Source organism: Pirellulales bacterium, from assembly GCA_019636335.1.
Taxonomy (GTDB): domain Bacteria; phylum Planctomycetota; class Planctomycetia; order Pirellulales; family JAEUIK01; genus JAHBXR01.
Window position 1 is genome coordinate 23,254 of the sequence record JAHBXR010000038.1, and the last position, 16,894, is coordinate 40,147.

Consider the following 16,894-nt stretch of genomic DNA (forward strand, 5'->3'; position numbering starts at 1 on the left):
GTCGGTTGATCTCCGTACGATCGTCCGAATCGCGGTCTCAACAATCGTGGCGGGGGCATAACGGTCGCTGGCGCTTTCACGGTCTACCGCGACGAACGTACTGGCGGAGGTGGTCTCCCCCACTTGCCTGGCTGAAAAAACCAGCAACCGTCACGGTGTGCCGTGCCCCAAGCCAGATCTGGCACATGACACGGCTTCGTCGGGTTAAGGTCGGCCCGACAAAGAATTGGATCCGCGCGCGGTATCGTCTGGAACGCGAGGAATAGGGTCTCGCCTTTCACAGAGCGTCTCATCGCTCGGCCGCGGCACATGATTTGCGAAGTGACCACGACGTCGAATCTCCCCCGATGTCCGCACTTGCTGGCCGCGAGTCCTCTTTCGAAGATCGCGCAGGCAAGTGTTCTTCGATTCGAGTGTGCCTGTGTCGATTCGCGCGATGCTTGCCCTGACGTGCGGCGTGCTGGCCGCAGGCCTTCTTGGCTGCGCTTCTCAAGAAGAGCGTGCCGGGGCACCCACCGTGCGCATCGGCTATCAAAAGGCGGGCACGCTCGCGCTGGCCAAACAGCGGGGCGACCTTGACGCACAACTCAAGGCCCAGGGCATCACCGTCACATGGACGGAGTTTCCCGCCGGTCCGCAACTGCTCGAAGCCCTGAACGTCGGCAGCATCGATTTCGGTCACGCCGGCGACTCTCCGCCTGTCTTCGCGCAGGCGGCGCAGGTTCCCTTCGTGTATGTCGCCGCGAGCGCCCCCAGCGCCGAGGGCTCGGCGATCCTCGTCCCATCGGACTCGCCGATTCAGCAACTCGCCGACTTGCGCGGCAAACGGGTCGCTTTCATGAAGGGCTCGAGCGCCAACTATCTGGTGCTGCGGGCGCTGGCCTCGGTCGGGCTCGAAATCACCGATATTCAACCAGTCCACCTGACTCCCTCCGACGCACGCGCCGCGTTCACCGGGGGCGGGGTAGACGCTTGGGCGATCTGGGATCCCTTCTTCGCCGATGCCGAACGAACCGGCAACGCCCGCGTGCTTGCCGATGGCAAGGGGCTCGTCTCGGGGCGGGAGTTTTATTTTGCGTCGCGCGAATTCGTCCAGCGGCATCCCGACTTGGTGACGGTCATGATCGGGGAGATCGACCGAGTCGGCCGCTGGGCGAATGAGCGCCCGCATGAAATCGCCGAATTGCTCGCGCCCGTGTTGGGAATCGACGTGGAAACTCTCGAACGTGCGGAGACGCGGCGGGGGCGACATTCCGTGCAGCCTCTTTCCGACGAGATCGTTGCCGAGCAGCAGCGTGTGGCAGACAGCTACCTGCGCGCGCAGTTGATCCCTCGCCAGATCGACGTGCGCGAGGCCATCGACCGTGTCGTGTCCCTGCAACCCTGACGACCGGGAGAGCACTCGTGGAAGTATTCTGGTTCATCCCCACGCACGGCGACGGATCCTATCTCGGATCGGCCGTCGGTGGTCGCCGTACCGATCACGCGTACCTGGCGCAGATCGCGCAGGCGATCGACCATCTCGGCTTTCAGGGCGCCCTGCTTCCCACGGGGCGTTCCTGCGAGGATGCCTGGGTCGTGGCCTCTTCGCTGCTTCCGTTGACGAAGCGCATGAAATTCCTGGTCGCGATTCGTCCCGGCCTGATGTCCCCCGGCGTCGCGGCCCGCATGGCCGCGACGTTCGATCGCCTGTCCGCAGGCAGGCTGGCCGTGAACATTGTGACCGGCGGCGACCCCGCCGAAGCGGCGGGCGATGGCTTGCACCTGTCGCACGATGAACGATACGCGCTCACCGACGAGTTTCTCTCTGCCTGGCGCCAGTTGTCCTCTGGCGAGACGACGAACTTCAAGGGCGCCTACCTCGACATTCGCGATGGCCACCTGCTGTTCGGTCCCGTGCAACGCCCCTATCCGCCGCTTTACTTCGGCGGGTCATCGGAGCCGGCCCTGCGCGTGGCCGCCCGGCACGTGGATGTGTATCTCACGTGGGGCGAACCGCTCGAACTGGTGGCGGAGAAGATCGCCCGCGTGCGCGAGCTGGCGGAAGAAGAGAACCGCACGCTGCGCTTCGGTATTCGCCTGCACGTCATTGTCCGGGAAACGAACGACGAAGCCTGGGCCGCGGCCGACCGGTTGATCAGCCAGCTCGACGACGAGACGATCGCGCGGGCGCAGCAGACGCTGGGACAGCACGACTCGGTGGGGCAGCGTCGCATGAGGGAACTCCACGGCGGACGTCGCGACTCGCTCACCATTGCGCCGAATCTCTGGGCCGGCGTGGGGCTCGTGCGTGGCGGGGCCGGCACGGCGCTCGTCGGCGATCCCGACTCGATCGCCGAGCGGATGCAAGAGTATGCCTCGCTCGGGATCGACACGTTCATCCTGTCTGGCTACCCACACCTCGAAGAGGCGTATCGCGTGGCGGAGTTGCTCTTTCCGAAGCTGCGTCTCGATCAGCGTCCGGCCGTCGCGCACGCTTCTCGAGATACGGCGGTGGGAGAAATCGTCGGCCATCGAGCCTTTCCGAAAGTCCCCCAGGCGGCGAGTTGAGTTCCATGGCGCGCGTGGCTCCAGTTCGGCGTCCCTGGACGGCCCTGACTCCCTGGGTCGTGCCGCTCGTCTTGCTGCTGGTGTGGCAGGCAGCGGCCTCGGCCGGATGGCTCTCCACGCGCATCTTGCCGGCGCCGCTCGACGTGGCCAAGGCTGCTTGGCGTCTGGCCGTGAACGGCGAACTGTGGCGCAACATCGCGGTCAGCTTTCGCCGCGCCGGCCTCGGTTTCCTGATCGGTGGAAGCGTCGGTTTCGCCCTCGGCATCGCCAACGGCATGTTCGTCTGGAGCGAGCGATTCCTCGACAGCTCGTTGCAAATGGTGCGCACCATTCCGCATCTGGCGCTCGTGCCGCTGGTTATCCTGTGGTTCGGCATCGGAGAGCAGGCCAAGCTCTTTCTGGTCTCGGTGGGCGTGCTGTTTCCGATTTATTTGAACACGTTCCACGGCATTCGATCGGTCGATCCTGGCTTGATCGAGATGGGACGCCTCTACGGCCTGGGGTGGTGGTCCCTCTTCCGGCAAATCATCTTGCCCGGTGCGCTCCCTTCGATCCTGGTTGGCGTGCGGTACGCCCTGGGCATCATGTGGCTGACCTTGATCGTGGCCGAGACCATCTCTGCCAGCGAGGGCATCGGCTACATGGCGATGAACGCGCGCGAGTTTCTGCGGACCGATGTGGTCGTGCTGAGCATCGTGCTCTACGCCCTCTTGGGCAAACTGGCGGATAGCGCCGCACGACACCTGGAACGGCGTTGGCTGGCATGGCATCCGAATTATGCTCGCCCGCAAGCGACGACTCTCTCAGCGCGAGAACAAGCCGCATGAGTGTCGTCGCGACCAAACACCCGATCGTGTCTCCCCATGCCCAAGCCAGCACGCTGCGTTTGCAGCGGTTGAGCAAATCCTTCGGCGACCGCCAGGTGCTGCCTGTACTGGACCTGCAGGTGGCACCTGGCGAGTTCGTCGCCATCGTCGGCCGTAGCGGATCGGGCAAGAGCACGCTGCTCCGCTTGCTCGCCGGGCTCGAAGCGCCTACGGGCGGAGCGATCGAGATCGACGGCACGCCCCTCGTCGGCTTGAACCGTGCCGCGAGAATGATGTTTCAAGACGCGCGTCTGCTCCCCTGGATGACGGTACTCGAGAACGTCGGCATCGAGCGGCAACCGGAATGGCGCCAGCAGGCCGAGCACGTGCTTTCGCTAGTCGGGCTGGCGGGGCGCGAAGGCGACTGGCCGGCGACGCTCTCCGGCGGCCAGCGACAACGCGTGGCGCTGGCCCGAGCGCTCGTTAGCCGACCGCGACTCCTGCTGCTCGACGAACCGCTCGGCAGCGTCGATGCCCTGACGCGACTCGAAATGCAGCAACTGATCGAAGGGCTCTGGCAGCGTCGCGGCATGACCGCGGTGCTCGTGACGCACGATGTCGAAGAAGCGGTCGCCCTGGCCGATCGTGTGCTCGTGCTCGAAGCCGGCCGGATCGTGCTCGCCGTCGAGGTCCCCTTGCCGCGCCCGCGCCGACGCGACGACGCGCATTTCGGCAGTCTCGTGCAACGCGTGCTCGATCGTGTACTCGATACCGACGAGGCCCCACGCGAACCAAGTTATTACTGTCAGCGCGGCCAATGAGCCACTTTGCAGAACGGCGCTCTCACGCATTCCGGGCTTCCGTTGGGCGCCCTAGGCTCCTTGGCTGCGCGGAGTGGAATAAGAACGGGAAACCTATTGTGTCGCACGCCGAAGCTACTCACATTCACGATTTGTTGCGCAGGCGTTGGAGCCCGCGCGCCTTCGAAGCACACCCGGTCGAGCCGGAGCAGCTCGCCGCGTTGTTCGAGGCCGCCCGCTGGGCTCCCTCGTGCTACAACGAACAGCCCTGGGCGTTCCTGGTTACGAGCCAGCGGCAACACGACGATTTTGCGCGGGCACTCGACACGCTCGTCGAGTTCAACCAGTTGTGGGCTCGACACGCGCCGGTCCTCGCCCTGAGCTTTGCGCGTCTGACGTTTGCTCGGAACGGACAACCGAACAACCATGCCTGGTACGACGTGGGACAGGCCGTAGCGCACCTGACGTTTCAGGCCACGGCGCTCGGTTTGTACGTCCATCAGATGGCCGGCTTCGACGCCAGCAAGGTGCGCCGCAACTTCAGGATCCCGGACGGTTGGGAGCCGGTGACGGCCATCGCCATCGGTTCTATCGGCGACCCGGAGTCGCTCGTCCCCAAGCTGCGCGATCCGGAAATCGCACCTCGCTCACGCAAGCCTCTGGCCGAGGTCGTGTTCTCCGGCGATTGGCAAGCCGATCGTTTGAACATCGTGCGCTGACGTCGCCAGAGGATGTACTGCCGCCAGCAATGCTTCGCCGTGATTCCTGACCAGCACCATTGCTGGCCGCGACGCACGCGGCCAGCAAATAGAATTGCCGCACCGCGCGAGTGTCGTAGCGAACCGTCGACACCCCCCGCCAGTTAGCGTGCCGGTACTCTTGCCGGACGGCGATTCTGTACTCCACGAGCAGATAATTCCGTAAGAACCGGTGGAATCCCGAGAAATTCGCCGTTCGAACTCCTTGCCTCTCCGGCTTCGGCACGGGCCTTGCATTACTTGCCCATGCCTCTCGCACGGCTGACTGCGATGGCCAGTTGCCCGCACGGAACAGATTTCAGGAGTTCAGCATGTCACGTGCGTTTTTCGTTCATCGATCGCGTCCTTCCGCCGTCGTAGGAGCGGGGCGCGCCGTCGAAGTAGTCGGCTCGGGCGCTACCTTGCGGCAGCCGTGGAACCTGCGGTGGTTTGCCTGCGCGTTTGCTCAGTCGCTGGACGAGCAGCGGCAGCTGTGCGAACGCCGGTGATGCCGGCATCGAACACGGCGCCTGCGCGGCGGGTTGATTCTGGAACACACAAGAGGCGGCCATTGTGGCCGAGTTCGACATGCGACTGATCTCTTTGCCCGGCGTCGGAAGCGAACCGGATGGCAACTGGGTCGGACTCTCCTTGCCGCGCCGATTCATCTGCGACCTGTTGGCCTTCGCGCGACTTGTGCCGAGCGTGCCCACTCAGCGCACCATGCAACTGGCCGACGTCATCGCCGCGCGTCGTCGTCAGGATCAGCGCATCAGTTGGTGCGCCATCTTCATCAAGGCCTATGCGATCGTGGCGGCTCGACGCCCGGAGCTGCGCCGCGCTTACATGCCTTGGATCTGGCCCCATCTTTACGAACACCCGGTGAATATTGCCAGCTTCTCGGTCGAACGTGAGTATGGGGGCGAAGAGGCGGTCTTTTTCGGACAGATCCGCCAGCCCGAGTTGTTGAGCCTGCGCGAGATCGATGCGATCATCCGGCGGCACAAGGTGGCCCCGCTCGACGAGATCCCGCAGTTTCGACGGGCCCTGCTGTTGAGCAGCCTGCCGTTGCCGATCCGCCGCCTCGCCTGGTGGTTGGGCCTACGCGTCGACGGCGCACATCGGGCGCATTTTTTTGGCACGTTCGGTATCAGCGTGGTGGCTTCGATCGGGGCCGCGGGCTTGCACCTGCTCTCTCCCCTTTCCACGACGGTCAATTACGGCGCGCTTCGCTGGGACGGCTCGCTCGATGTGCGGCTGACCTACGATCACCGCGTGCTCGATGGGGCAAACGCCGCCCGCGCGATGGCAGAACTCGAAGAAGTCTTGCACGGCGAGATCCTGCAGGAACTGGCGGCCGATCAGCCCGCCTTGTCGCCCGACACGGACCGGCGCCCCGGCCATCGTCTTTCGGTCGCGGCTCCGCAATTCTCTGTCTGCTAGCGATGTCTCGGCGCCGCGCGTGACAAGTGCATTTCAGCGAGAGGGAGATCCCTTATGTCCTTGGCACAACTCGTTCGCTATTCGGTTCGTACCGTGCAACAGGGGCAGGTGGGGCGCTGGCAGCCGCACCGCATTCAACGCCTGCAACGCCGCCGTCTGGCTCAACTCTTGCGCACGGCGATCAACTTATCTCCCTTCTACGCGCGCAAGTACCAGCGGCTCGACCTGTCGAAGACCCCCTTTCGCGAACTGCCCCCCACCAACAAGCGCGAATTGATGGAGAACTTCAACCAGGTGGTGACCGATCCGCAGATCAGTCGCAAGGAAGTCGAACGATATCTGAGCGATCCTGCGAACCTGGGACGCTGGTTCCGAGGGCGGTATGCCGTGTCCCACACTTCGGGAAGTCAGGGGCAACCGCTCTTGATCGTACAAGATCGCCGCGCGCTCGAGATTCTCTTCGCCACGATGGCCGCACGGGGCGATGTCGCGGGGCGCCCGGGACTCGCCGAGGGAGTGCGTCGCCTCCGCGTACCAAAACGTATCGCGGTGGTGGCCGTGCAGCGTGGCTTCTATCCCTCGGGGGCCGCCTTCGAGTTCATGCCCGAGATCGTCGGCCCGTACGTCAACTTGCAGCGCTTTGCCGCCGAACAACCCGATCTCTTCGAGCGATTGAACGATTTTCAGCCCCAGGTGCTCGTCGGGTATGCGAGCGTGCTCGAGGCACTGGCCGCGCGGCGCGACGCGTTGCGGCTCGAACACCTGCGGCAGATCTCGAACTCGAGCGAGCAGCTCTTGTCGAGCGCGCGCGAACGTATTTCGCAAGCATTCGGCGTGCCGGTTTTCGATCACTATGGCATGGGCGAATGCCTGCAACTGGCCGACGCTTGCCCCACCGATGGCGGCGTACACGTCAATGCGGACTGGGCCATCGTCGAAATCGTGGACGATGAATACCGTCCCGTGCCGCCGGGGCAGATAGGTCGCAAGATTCTCGTCACGAACCTGGCCAATCACGTCCAACCGTTTATCCGCTACGAGGTGCCCGATTGCGTGGCATGGGCGACGACGCACTGCCGTTGCGGCAGCCACCTGCCGCGGATCGATCAAATTGAAGGGCGCGCGTCCGAGGTCTTCTGGGTGCAGGATCGCCAGGGACCGCGCATGCTCTCCGGCGCCTTGTTTCACAACGCTGTCGATGCGCTGGGGCTGGCCCGCGAATGGCAGGCAATCCAGCAAGAGACGAACCGTGTCGACATACGGCTCGTGCTCGATGGCGACCTGAGCATCTCCTACCAGGGGCTGCGCCAACTGCTACGTTGCAATCTGCTTCAGATGGGTCTGCCCCCCGAGGTGCAGACCGATGTGACTCTCGTCCCCTCGATTGGCTGCGATCCCCGTACCGGCAAGCGCCGCCGCATGATCAGTCGCGTCGCGCAGGATCCCAAAAAGAAACTCATCGAGCGGGTGGCGCGTGCCACGGAGGGCACGTTGCTGCTCGATAGTCATCACTGAGGCGAATTGCCTGCAAGGCGAGGTAACCTGGTCCCTGCCAGCGGATCGGGACCGTGCAGTCACGCGACACCTCTCAATGCTGGGCAGGCTCGCCCGCGCTCCGTCCTGCCATCCATGCTGCAACACCTTCGTTTCTGTAAGGTGGTTTCGACCGCGAACTCCTTGGTCCACGTCGGCCGAGCAATTATCATGCTCGCGACGTCCAGGCCCTTGTGGCTCACGATTCCTCCAAGACCTTCGCACGCACGGGATCCCATGCGATTCACGGTCACGCTCTTGCTGTGTTCATGGTTCGTTGCTCTTGCCAACACGGCTGGGGCAGCCGACGCAAAACTGGGCATACCGCCAGCCGGCATCGATATTCCTGCCGAGCGGTCCACGGCGCTTCGCGAGCACGTGGAACGACTCCAAAAGCAACTCGACGAGGCGAAGCCGCGGCTGACACCCGCGGCACAGGCCCTTTTGCCCGACGTCGAAATCTTCGTCAAAGCGGTCGACGATGCCCTCCGCGGCGGCGAGTTCTATCACCCGCGCGAATTGGGTTGGGCCGAGGAGCAACTCGAACTGGCCGAAGAACGCCTGCAACAGCTCACGCGGAATGAACATCCCTGGACCGCCGCCCACGGGCTTGTCGTGCGCGGCTTTCGCTCGCAACTCGACGATTCCGTGCAACCCTACGGGCTGGTGATCCCGAGGGATCTCGATCTTTCGCAGCCTGCGCCGTTGTACGTGTGGCTGCATGGCCGTGGCGACCAGACGCTCGACGTGCAATTCATTCATCAGCGCATGACCAGCGCGGGCCAGATCGAACCCGCCGGCGCCATCGTGCTGCATCCCTTTGCACGTTATTGCAACGGCTACAAGTCAGCGGGAGAAGTCGATGTGTTCGAGGCCCTGGAGGCAGTCTGCGCCGCCTACAACATCGATCGAGATCGCCTCGTGCTGTGCGGCTTTTCGATGGGGGGCGCCGGCGTCTGGCATCTCGGCGCCCACTATCCCGACCGCTGGGCGGCCATGAGTCCCGGCGCCGGCTTTGTCGACGTGCGTCGCTATCAACAGCTCACGCCCGACAAGTTTCCACCCTGGTACGAGCAGACGCTGTGGGGCGTGTACGACGTGCCCGATTATGCACGCAATCTGCTCAATCTGCCGCTGGTGGCCTACAGTGGCGAGTTCGATAAACAGAAAGCAGCCGCCGACATCATGGAAGCGGCCTTGAAGGACGAAGGAGTGACGATGACACACATCATCGGCCCCGGCGTAGCGCACAAGTACGAACCGGCGGCGCTGGCCGACGTGCTCGCGCGGTTGAAGCAGTTCGAAGGGCAGGGGCTCGAGCATTTTCCCGCATCGGTGCATTTCCAGACCCGCACGCTGCGCTACCATCGCTGCCATTGGATCGACGTGCGGGGACTCGAGGAACATTGGCGCGACGCGCGCGTCGATGCCACGCGACAGGAAAGCAACCGTATCGAGATCACTACGAAGAATATCACGCGGCTGCGAGTAAACTCCCCGTGGTGGGAAGCACCCAGCTCGAACGTCACGGTCTCGATCGATGACCAGGAGCTGAAAGTCGCCCCGGCAGCCTGTACTGAGGGCGTGCTGCTGGAAAAGACGACCGCAGGCTGGCAACAAGAATCGCGAAACGACGCAGCCAAGGCCGGTCTCGCCAAGTCGCCCGGGCTGCAAGGTCCCCTCGATGATGCGTTGCTGGCTCCTTTCCTCGTGGTGCGCCCCACCGGTCGTGCCGCGCATCCCGCCGTTGATACCTGGGTCGCTGAAGAGTTGTCGCGATTTCGCGAGCGCTGGCGCACGCACTTCCGCGGCGAGGTGCGCGAGATCGACGACCGCGACCTGACCGACGAGCAGATCGCCAAGTACAACCTGATCGTGTGGGGCGATCCCCGTTCGAACTCCGTACTCGCCAGGATCGCCCGCGAGCTACCCATCGCCTGGGACCAGGAATCGATCCGCACGCCCGAGCGAAAGTGGCCCGCCGCATCGCATGCGCTGGCTATGATCTATCCCAATCCTCTTCCGGCGGGACGGGACCGTTACGTGGTGCTCAACAGCGGCATGACCTTCCGCGAAGCGCACGACCGCACCAACTCGTTGCAAAACCCGAAGTTACCCGACTGGGTCGTGTTCGATCTTTCGGAACAGCCCAACAGCGAGTCGGCCGGGCGCGTCGCCGCCGCCGCCTTCTTCGATGAAGAGTGGCAGTACCAGGCGAAGCGCGAGATACCGGGCAGCAACAGTATGCCCTAGAACGCGTGTGCGCGAGTAGTACGTTCTGGGCGCTGTTACCGCCGCCTGTAACCAGCGGCTGCACTCCGAGCAGGCGAATACCGTGCCTGCTCAGGTCAATTCTGCACTTTCCGAGAACCGGTCTACGTTAGCAGGCCAGCAAGAGGTTGCTTGTCCGCCTACGCATGGCGCGCGAGATTCTTGCTTGATCGTTCCGCGAAATCCACTAGAAACAAGTGCTCCTTGGCGTTCCGGTGAACGCTGGCATTCAAATCACCGATTTTCTAGGGATGCTTTGCGTGACGCGGAGTGATGTGCTGATTATCGGGGCCGGGCCATCGGGTTTGTTTGTTGCGGCGGAGTTGGCGCGGCATGGTGTCGAAGCACGCCTCGTCGAACGGGATGTGCGGCTTCATCGTCAGGCACGCGCCACGGCGATTCAACCGGGGACGCTCGAGATTCTCGAATCGGTTGGCGTGTTAGACGCGTTTCTGAACGCCTCCGAACGAATCCATTGCTCTCGCCTGTACGGGCCCGGCATGGTCGAACTGGGCACGCTGAGTCACGCGGGCATGGGGTGCTGCTGCGATTTTGAATGCTGCCTGCCCCAGTACGAGACGCAAAGAGTGCTGGAGAAGCATCTGCATTCGCTCGGCGGGGCCATCGAGCGTGGCGTCACGGCCACCAAGGTCGAGGCCGCCGACGAGCGCCTCGTGGTCGAACTGTCGCACGTCGATGGCCGCGTTGAAACGGTCGAGCCGCGATTTCTCATCGGGGCCGGCGGCGCGCACAGCATCACACGACACTCGATGAACGAACCGCTCGAGGGCCTGACCTATCGCGGAAATTTTCTCGTCGCCGATATCGGCATGGCGGGGCCCTTCCCATGTGGTGAGGCGGGCGTGATCTGCGGTCGCCACGGATTGCTGCTCCTTGCCCCGCTGCCGCACGGACGATGGATCACCTTCCAGGATTTGGAAGAAGAGGTCGAAAGCGTGACCGCCGAAGAGGTCGTCTCGCGTGTCGAGCGACGGCTCGATGGGAATTATCGCCCGACCGATGTGTCGTGGTTCACGCCCTTCCGCATGCACCGGCGCATCGTGTCGCGATTGTCGGACGGGCGACGCTTTTTGATCGGCGACGCGGCGCACCTTTCCAGTCCCTTCGGCGGCGAGGGACTGAACGCGGGCCTGCATGATGCCCACGACCTGGCGTGGAAGCTCGCGCTCGTGATCCGTGGACTCGCGCGTCCGACGCTGCTCGAGGCATACACCACCGAGCGGCATCTCGCCGATCGGCACGTGCTCGACGTTTCGGACGAGGTGCATGGCTCGATCATGGAGGTGGCAAATGCCACGCGCGAGGGACGCGCCGTGCAGGCGGCCGAAGTGGATCCGATCGCAGCGGCACTTGCCAGAAATGCCCGCTCGATGATCGACGTCGACTACGCCGGCAGTCCGCTCGTGGTCGATCACGCTCGGCATGGCTCGATCAATGAGGTGTCGCGCCCAGGACGCTGGTATCGCGATCGCCAGCAGTTTCGTGGCACGTCGCACCACGTGCTTCTCTTCGGCGAGTTGGGCGATGACGCCGCCGCACTCGAGCGATTGATCAAGCGTTGGTCGCGACACGTGCGGGTGTCACACAATCCACACGTCGATCCCGCACGCGCCGGCGTGGCGAGAGAGGGAGTCGTGCTGATTCGTCCCGACGGACACATCGGGTTTCGCTTCGCGGCGGTGATCGGAGAGGCGTTCGCGTCGCTCGATCAACACCTCGAATCTTACTTGATCGCCAACCGCTGATTATCGCGAGCGTGAGCGATTCCGCTTCTCGAAAGGACCTGTTTCACGGACGAACTGTTCCGCGAGGTCCTGGCATTTCCATGAAGAAGTTCGGACGCACGGCAGATTTACTTCCCCACGGGCTCCATTCCGCGGCTCTTCTCATAGGCCGTGATGTCGGCCTCGTGCTCCAGCGTCAGGCCGATGTCGTCGAGGCCATTCAGCAGGCAGTGTTTGCGGAAATTGTCGACGTCGAAGCTCAGCTCGAGGCCATGTTCGTCGGTGATGGTCTGTGACTCGAGGTCAATCTTGAGACGGTAGCCCTTGTGCTGCCTGGCACGTTGGAAGAGTTCTTCGACCTGTTCGTCCGAAAGACGGATCGGCAGCATGCCGTTCTTGAAGCAGTTGTTGTAGAAGATGTCGGCAAAGCTGGGGGCGATAATCACGCGGAAACCGTAGTCGTCGAGCGCCCAGGGGGCGTGCTCGCGGCTCGAGCCGCAGCCAAAGTTGCGCCGCGCGAGCAGCACGCTGGCCCCCTGGTGCTGTGGAAAGTTCAGCTCGAACTCGGCGTTGTCGCGACCGTCGTCGTGGAAGCGCCAGTCGAAGAAGAGAAACTGGCCGAACCCAGTCCGCTCGATCCGCTTGAGGAACTGCTTGGGGATGATCTGATCGGTATCGACGTTCGGTCGATCCATCGGCAGGACCAGACCTTCATGAACAGTAAAGGCACGCATGACAAAGCTCCGCAGATTCGGCCATCGATGGATTCGGAATTCAGGATTAATGCTTACGACTGATAGTCCCACTGACGGATATCGACGAAGCGACCCGTGCAGGCGGCGGCGGCGGCCATGGCGGGCGAGACCAGGTGCGTGCGGCCCCCCTTGCCCTGGCGGCCTTCGAAGTTGCGGTTGCTGGTCGAGGCACAGCGTTGGCCGGGCGTCAGGATGTCGGGATTCATGCCCAGACACATGCTGCAGCCTGCCTCGCGCCACTCGAAGCCCGCTTCGCGGAAGATGCGATCGAGCCCCTCCGCTTCGGCCTGACGCTTCACCTGACCGCTGCCTGGTACGACCATGGCGCTAACGCGGTCCGAAACGCGGTGTCCGCGGGCGACGGCGGCGGCGGCCCGCAGGTCCTCGATGCGGCCGTTCGTACACGAGCCGATGAAGACGCGGTCGATGGCAATCTCCACGAGCGGCGTACCCGGCTCGAGGGCCATGTAGTCGAGCGCGCTGGCCGCGGCCTTGCGCGCGTTGTCGTCGGCAAACTCCTGCGGGTCGGGAATGCGGCTGTCGACGGGAATCACCTGTCCCGGGTTCGTTCCCCAGGTGACTTGCGGGGCGACGTTCGCCCCCTGGTAGATCTCGACGCGGTCGTACTTCGCTCCCGGATCGGAGGGCAACTCGCGCCAGCGGGCCACGGCAGCGTCGTAATCCTGGGGAGCGAACTCGCGGCCGCGCAGGTAATCGAACGTGTGCTGATCGGGGGCGATCATGCCGGCGCGGGCACCGGCCTCGATCGACATGTTGCAGACCGTCATCCGCTGCTCCATGCCGAAGCCGCGAATCACCTCGCCCGTGTATTCGATGGCGTACCCGGTGCCACCGTCAGTGGTGATCTGGCCGATGATGTACAGGATGAGGTCCTTGGCGGTGACGCCGGGGCCGAGGCGGCCGTCGACGCGGATCTCGAACGTCTTGGGCTTCGATTGCAACAGCGTCTGCGTGGCCAGCACGTGCTCGACCTCGCTCGTGCCGATGCCGAAGGCCAGCGCGCCGAAGGCGCCGTGCGTGGCGGTATGGCTGTCGCCGCAGACGATCGTCATGCCGGGCTGCGTGATGCCCAATTCCGGCCCGATGATATGCACGATGCCCTGCTGCGGATTGTTGAGATCGTACAGCCGCACGCCGAACTCCTCGCAGTTGCGCCGCAGCGTGTCGATCTGCTGCTTGGCGATGGGGTCGGCAATCGGAAGCCGGCGATCGGAGGTGGGCACGTTGTGGTCGGGCGTGGCCACGGTGCGCTCGGGACGACGCACCTTGCGGCCGGCCAGTCGGAGACCTTCGAAGGCCTGGGCGCTGGTAACTTCATGCACGAGCTGCAGGTCGATGTAGAGGATCGTCTGCTGGCCCTCTTCGGCCCGGACGACGTGGGCATCCCAGATCTTCTCGAACATCGTGCGAGGCGCGGCGGTCGGATTCATAGTCTTGCTATTCCCCACGAGTGGTGCGGTGGGCTTGGCGGGCGGTTGTGGCGATTCCCCACCGAGAGCCGAGGCGAGCACTCGGGCGGGAGGGCCGAGAAGCGGACAGCCCTATATTCTATGCGGAAGAGGCGGGTTGCGGGAGTGACACCCCGTGGCAGAATCAGTTCGGAAATGGGACGTAATCTTCGACGAATTGCTTCGGATGTTGGGGGCAACCGCTCAGGCCGAATCCATCGCTGCCGACGCGGTCATTTCGCGCCACCAATCCGCGGCTCGTTCGCGTGTCCAGGTGTGGGGCGTGTGGCAGGCCGCTAGGGCCGCTTCGAGTTCTTCGGCCGATTGATAGCGCTCTTCCGGCTTCTTGGCCAGGCAACGCAGGATGATCTGCTCGAGATCGGCCGGAATGTCGGGCCGGTAAGTGCGTGGCGGTTCGACGGGATCGTGCGCGTGCGCGACGATCACCTTGAGGGCCTTCGTTCCCTCGAACGGTGGCCGGCCCGTGAGCAGGAAATATGCCACGGCGCCCAACGAGTAGATATCGGCGCGTCCGTCCGGGGCGATATCTCCCAGGGCCTGTTCCGGAGACATGAACAGCGGCGAACCGGTGATCGATCCGTCGTGCGTCCACTGCGATTCGTTGCCAGGGTCGATCTGTCGCACGAGGCCGAAGTCGAGCAGTTTGGCGACGTCGTCCACGCCGCCACGCTGGGCGACAAAGATATTCGCCGGCTTCACGTCGCGATGCACGAGCCCCAGACTGTGCGCCTCGCGCAAGGCCTCGCAGGACTGACGTAAAAGATGAATCGCACGCTCGGGTGGAAGCGGACCGTAACGCTCGACCAGGTCGCGCAGGCTCAGCCCCGGCAGATACTCCATCACGTAATAGAACGTGCCGTCGTCGGTGTGGCCGTAGTCGAAGATTTCGACCGTATTCCAGTGCGAAAGTCGAGCCGTGTTGCGGACCTCGCGCTCGAAACGGGCCAGCGCCCGGGGATCGGCGTCTCGGCCGGGTTGGATCAACTTGATCGCGCAAGGACGTTTCAGCAAATTGTGCTCGGCCAAGTAGACCTCGCCCATGCCGCCGCGGCCGATCAACTCGCGCAGGCGATATTGGCCCAGACGCTGCGCCTCGAAGACCTCGCGGCGCAAGGTGTAGAAGCGGTGCGAAGCGTAGATGGCCGAAAAGCCCCCCGCCCCCATGACGAGAAAAACTTCCGAGAGTTGCTGAAAGTCGAAGGCTGTCGCCCCGAGTGGGAATTGCCACCGCGCAGCGAGCATCATCGAGAACGGGGCCACCGCAAAGATCGACAACACGATCATCGCCCGGCGCCCCGTGTTCGGAATGAACATGGCATAGATGAAGAGCAAGAGAACCCACGCCACTTCACAAGTCTTCAACGCAGCCCGGGCCATGCCGATATCGCCAGTGCGCAGGTAATAGGACATATCGGCATAGAACATGATGACGAAGAAGACGGCCGGCGCGCCGAAGAGTAGCGATTCGGCCAGCCGCAGCATCCGTAGCGAGTTGGGAGCCCGGACGAACAGCCACACGGTGACGCATCCGCAGACCACCACGGTGACGATGTGGACCAGCAGAATAGGCGCCGCCGATTCACCGGGCCACTCGCCGGTCGCCAGGCTGCGGACCAGAAAGGCACTGCCGATCGCGGTGAGGCTCAAACCGGCCAGCCGCAACCTCAGACGCAGCAGCGTGCCGGTTTCGGCCGACAGTTGAGGCCCGGATCCCTCGATCAGGGCGACCCCCGCCGGGCGCGGCCTCGGCGTAGGGGTAAAAGACGGAGTTACCCCGAGCGCATCGCTACCGGAATTGGGTTCGGGGCCAACGGGGCACATCGGCCAGATTCTGCCTCTCGTGAAGATCGCTGTTCTACCTGCCATCATAGCTTCGCCACGAACCGTGGCGAGCCGCCCCGGCCAGCGATCTGCTGTCTAAACCGTTCTGGCATGGATACTTAAGCTCCATGCCTTGCCGGTTACAGCGACTACGTCGACTGGGGGGACAGGTAGCTGACCTGTAATTCGTCAGCGGGGGGCCAGTTCTTGGTCGCCCGCGCAACGAAATACCGAGAAGCAGACAGGATCGTACGCCGATTGGTTCAGGCAGCTCGGCGGCGTTGGTGGACGCTCGCCAAACGCTGTAACTCCTCGGTATCGATCTCTTGCAGAAAAGCGACACCGCGCACGGGATCGAGCCGTTCGACGAAGACCAAGGCCTCGGGCGAGAGCGTGCGGGGCAGATAATGCCAGGCGCGGCTCAGCGAGTCGCCATCCTGATCGGCCGAAATGACGACTAGTTCGGTTTCGGTCAGGGAATTGGCCGTGCGCGACAGGGCAGAGAACGGATCCCCCGGCACGAGTTGTACCTGGGCGCCGGTGGCTTTGAGCAGGCGATGTGCCAGCTTAAGCGTCAGGCCGGGGGCATCGGTGCTCGAACGCGATTCGAACGGGTCGAGGCCGGTGTACCGCACCTCACCGGGGGTGTAACGCTGGGCCACCGAAATCAGGCGACGCGCGCGAACCGCCTCGCCGACGCCAATTTCGAGGATCCGTCCAATACGGCGCTGCCGAATGAGCCGGAAAAGCTTCCGGTCACACACGGGCTTCGAGAAGTAGGCCCAATACACGTACTGCAGCGAACTGGAAGCGGGCAAGTTGGCACTCCCCCTGGCATCCGCGCGACCGGGCCAATTCGCAGTGAATCGGCGCGCCCTGACCGGATCAGAATCAATTTCGGCTAACCGGTCGTAGGGAATAGAGAAGAAAACCGGCGGCGAGC

The 16,894-nt window shown here is 63.7% G+C and carries 14 protein-coding genes; 9 read left to right on the forward strand and 5 right to left on the reverse strand.

Translation table 11 applies throughout. The annotated features are described in order from the left end of the window. Positions 1–436: 436 nt before the first annotated feature. From KF708_23600 to KF708_23620, 5 genes are read left to right on the forward strand one after another with little or no spacing between them, the layout of a single operon-like run. Positions 437–1,387: a sulfonate ABC transporter substrate-binding protein gene (locus tag KF708_23600; GenBank protein ID MBX3415690.1), complete on the forward strand. Its 951-nt coding sequence runs from the start codon at positions 437–439 to the stop codon at positions 1,385–1,387. A gap of 17 nt (positions 1,388–1,404) precedes the next feature. Further along, positions 1,405–2,550, forward strand: coding sequence for an FMNH2-dependent alkanesulfonate monooxygenase (gene ssuD, locus KF708_23605; GenBank protein ID MBX3415691.1), 1,146 nt, complete (start codon positions 1,405–1,407; stop codon positions 2,548–2,550). 5 nt (positions 2,551–2,555) lie between these two features. Then, positions 2,556–3,377 carry an aliphatic sulfonate ABC transporter permease SsuC gene (gene ssuC, locus KF708_23610; protein ID MBX3415692.1) on the forward strand — a complete coding sequence of 274 codons (822 nt, stop codon included), beginning with the start codon at positions 2,556–2,558 and terminating at the stop codon, positions 3,375–3,377. After that, positions 3,374–4,177 (forward strand): ATP-binding cassette domain-containing protein, encoded by an 804-nt coding sequence (locus tag KF708_23615; GenBank protein ID MBX3415693.1) that lies wholly within the window; start codon positions 3,374–3,376, stop codon positions 4,175–4,177. The genes ssuC and KF708_23615 overlap by 4 nt, the downstream gene beginning before the upstream one ends. After that, complete coding sequence (locus KF708_23620; GenBank protein ID MBX3415694.1) at positions 4,174–4,875, forward strand: nitroreductase family protein; 702 nt, start codon at positions 4,174–4,176, stop codon at positions 4,873–4,875. Before KF708_23615 ends, KF708_23620 begins: the two co-directional genes overlap by 4 nt. 353 nt (positions 4,876–5,228) lie before the next feature. Here KF708_23620 and KF708_23625 read toward each other — a convergent pair whose 3' ends face one another. Beyond that, complete coding sequence (locus tag KF708_23625; protein ID MBX3415695.1) at positions 5,229–5,483, reverse strand: hypothetical protein; 255 nt, start codon at positions 5,481–5,483, stop codon at positions 5,229–5,231. Here KF708_23625 and KF708_23630 point away from each other — a divergent pair. The 4 genes from KF708_23630 (at position 5,482) to KF708_23645 (ending at position 11,906) form a co-directional block, all read left to right on the forward strand. Next, positions 5,482–6,336, forward strand: a complete 855-nt coding sequence (locus tag KF708_23630) for a hypothetical protein (protein MBX3415696.1) — start codon at positions 5,482–5,484, stop codon at positions 6,334–6,336. The genes KF708_23625 and KF708_23630 overlap by 2 nt on opposite strands. Before the next feature lie 54 nt (positions 6,337–6,390). Next, positions 6,391–7,851, forward strand: a complete 1,461-nt coding sequence (locus KF708_23635) for a phenylacetate--CoA ligase family protein (GenBank protein MBX3415697.1) — start codon at positions 6,391–6,393, stop codon at positions 7,849–7,851. A 396-nt stretch (positions 7,852–8,247) separates the two neighbouring features. Beyond that, positions 8,248–10,122: a prolyl oligopeptidase family serine peptidase gene (locus KF708_23640; protein ID MBX3415698.1), complete on the forward strand. Its 1,875-nt coding sequence runs from the start codon at positions 8,248–8,250 to the stop codon at positions 10,120–10,122. 278 nt (positions 10,123–10,400) lie between these two features. Continuing rightward, entirely contained in the window at positions 10,401–11,906 is a 1,506-nt protein-coding gene (locus KF708_23645) for an FAD-dependent monooxygenase (GenBank protein ID MBX3415699.1), read from the forward strand. Positions 11,907–12,013: 107 nt separating this feature from the next. Here KF708_23645 and leuD read toward each other — a convergent pair whose 3' ends face one another. The 4 genes from leuD to KF708_23665 form a co-directional block, all read right to left on the reverse strand. Next, the gene (gene leuD / locus KF708_23650) at positions 12,014–12,619 is read right to left on the reverse strand and encodes a 3-isopropylmalate dehydratase small subunit (GenBank protein ID MBX3415700.1); all 606 of its coding nucleotides are present in this window, start codon (positions 12,617–12,619) and stop codon (positions 12,014–12,016) included. Between the two features lie 53 nt (positions 12,620–12,672). Next, on the reverse strand, positions 12,673–14,064 hold the full coding sequence (gene leuC / locus KF708_23655; GenBank protein ID MBX3415701.1) for a 3-isopropylmalate dehydratase large subunit: 1,392 nt from the start codon (positions 14,062–14,064) through the stop codon (positions 12,673–12,675). 249 nt (positions 14,065–14,313) lie between these two features. Next, complete coding sequence (locus tag KF708_23660) at positions 14,314–15,777, reverse strand: serine/threonine protein kinase (protein MBX3415702.1); 1,464 nt, start codon at positions 15,775–15,777, stop codon at positions 14,314–14,316. A gap of 437 nt (positions 15,778–16,214) precedes the next feature. Then, positions 16,215–16,769 (reverse strand): hypothetical protein, encoded by a 555-nt coding sequence (locus KF708_23665; GenBank protein ID MBX3415703.1) that lies wholly within the window; start codon positions 16,767–16,769, stop codon positions 16,215–16,217. Positions 16,770–16,894: the final 125 nt, after the last annotated feature.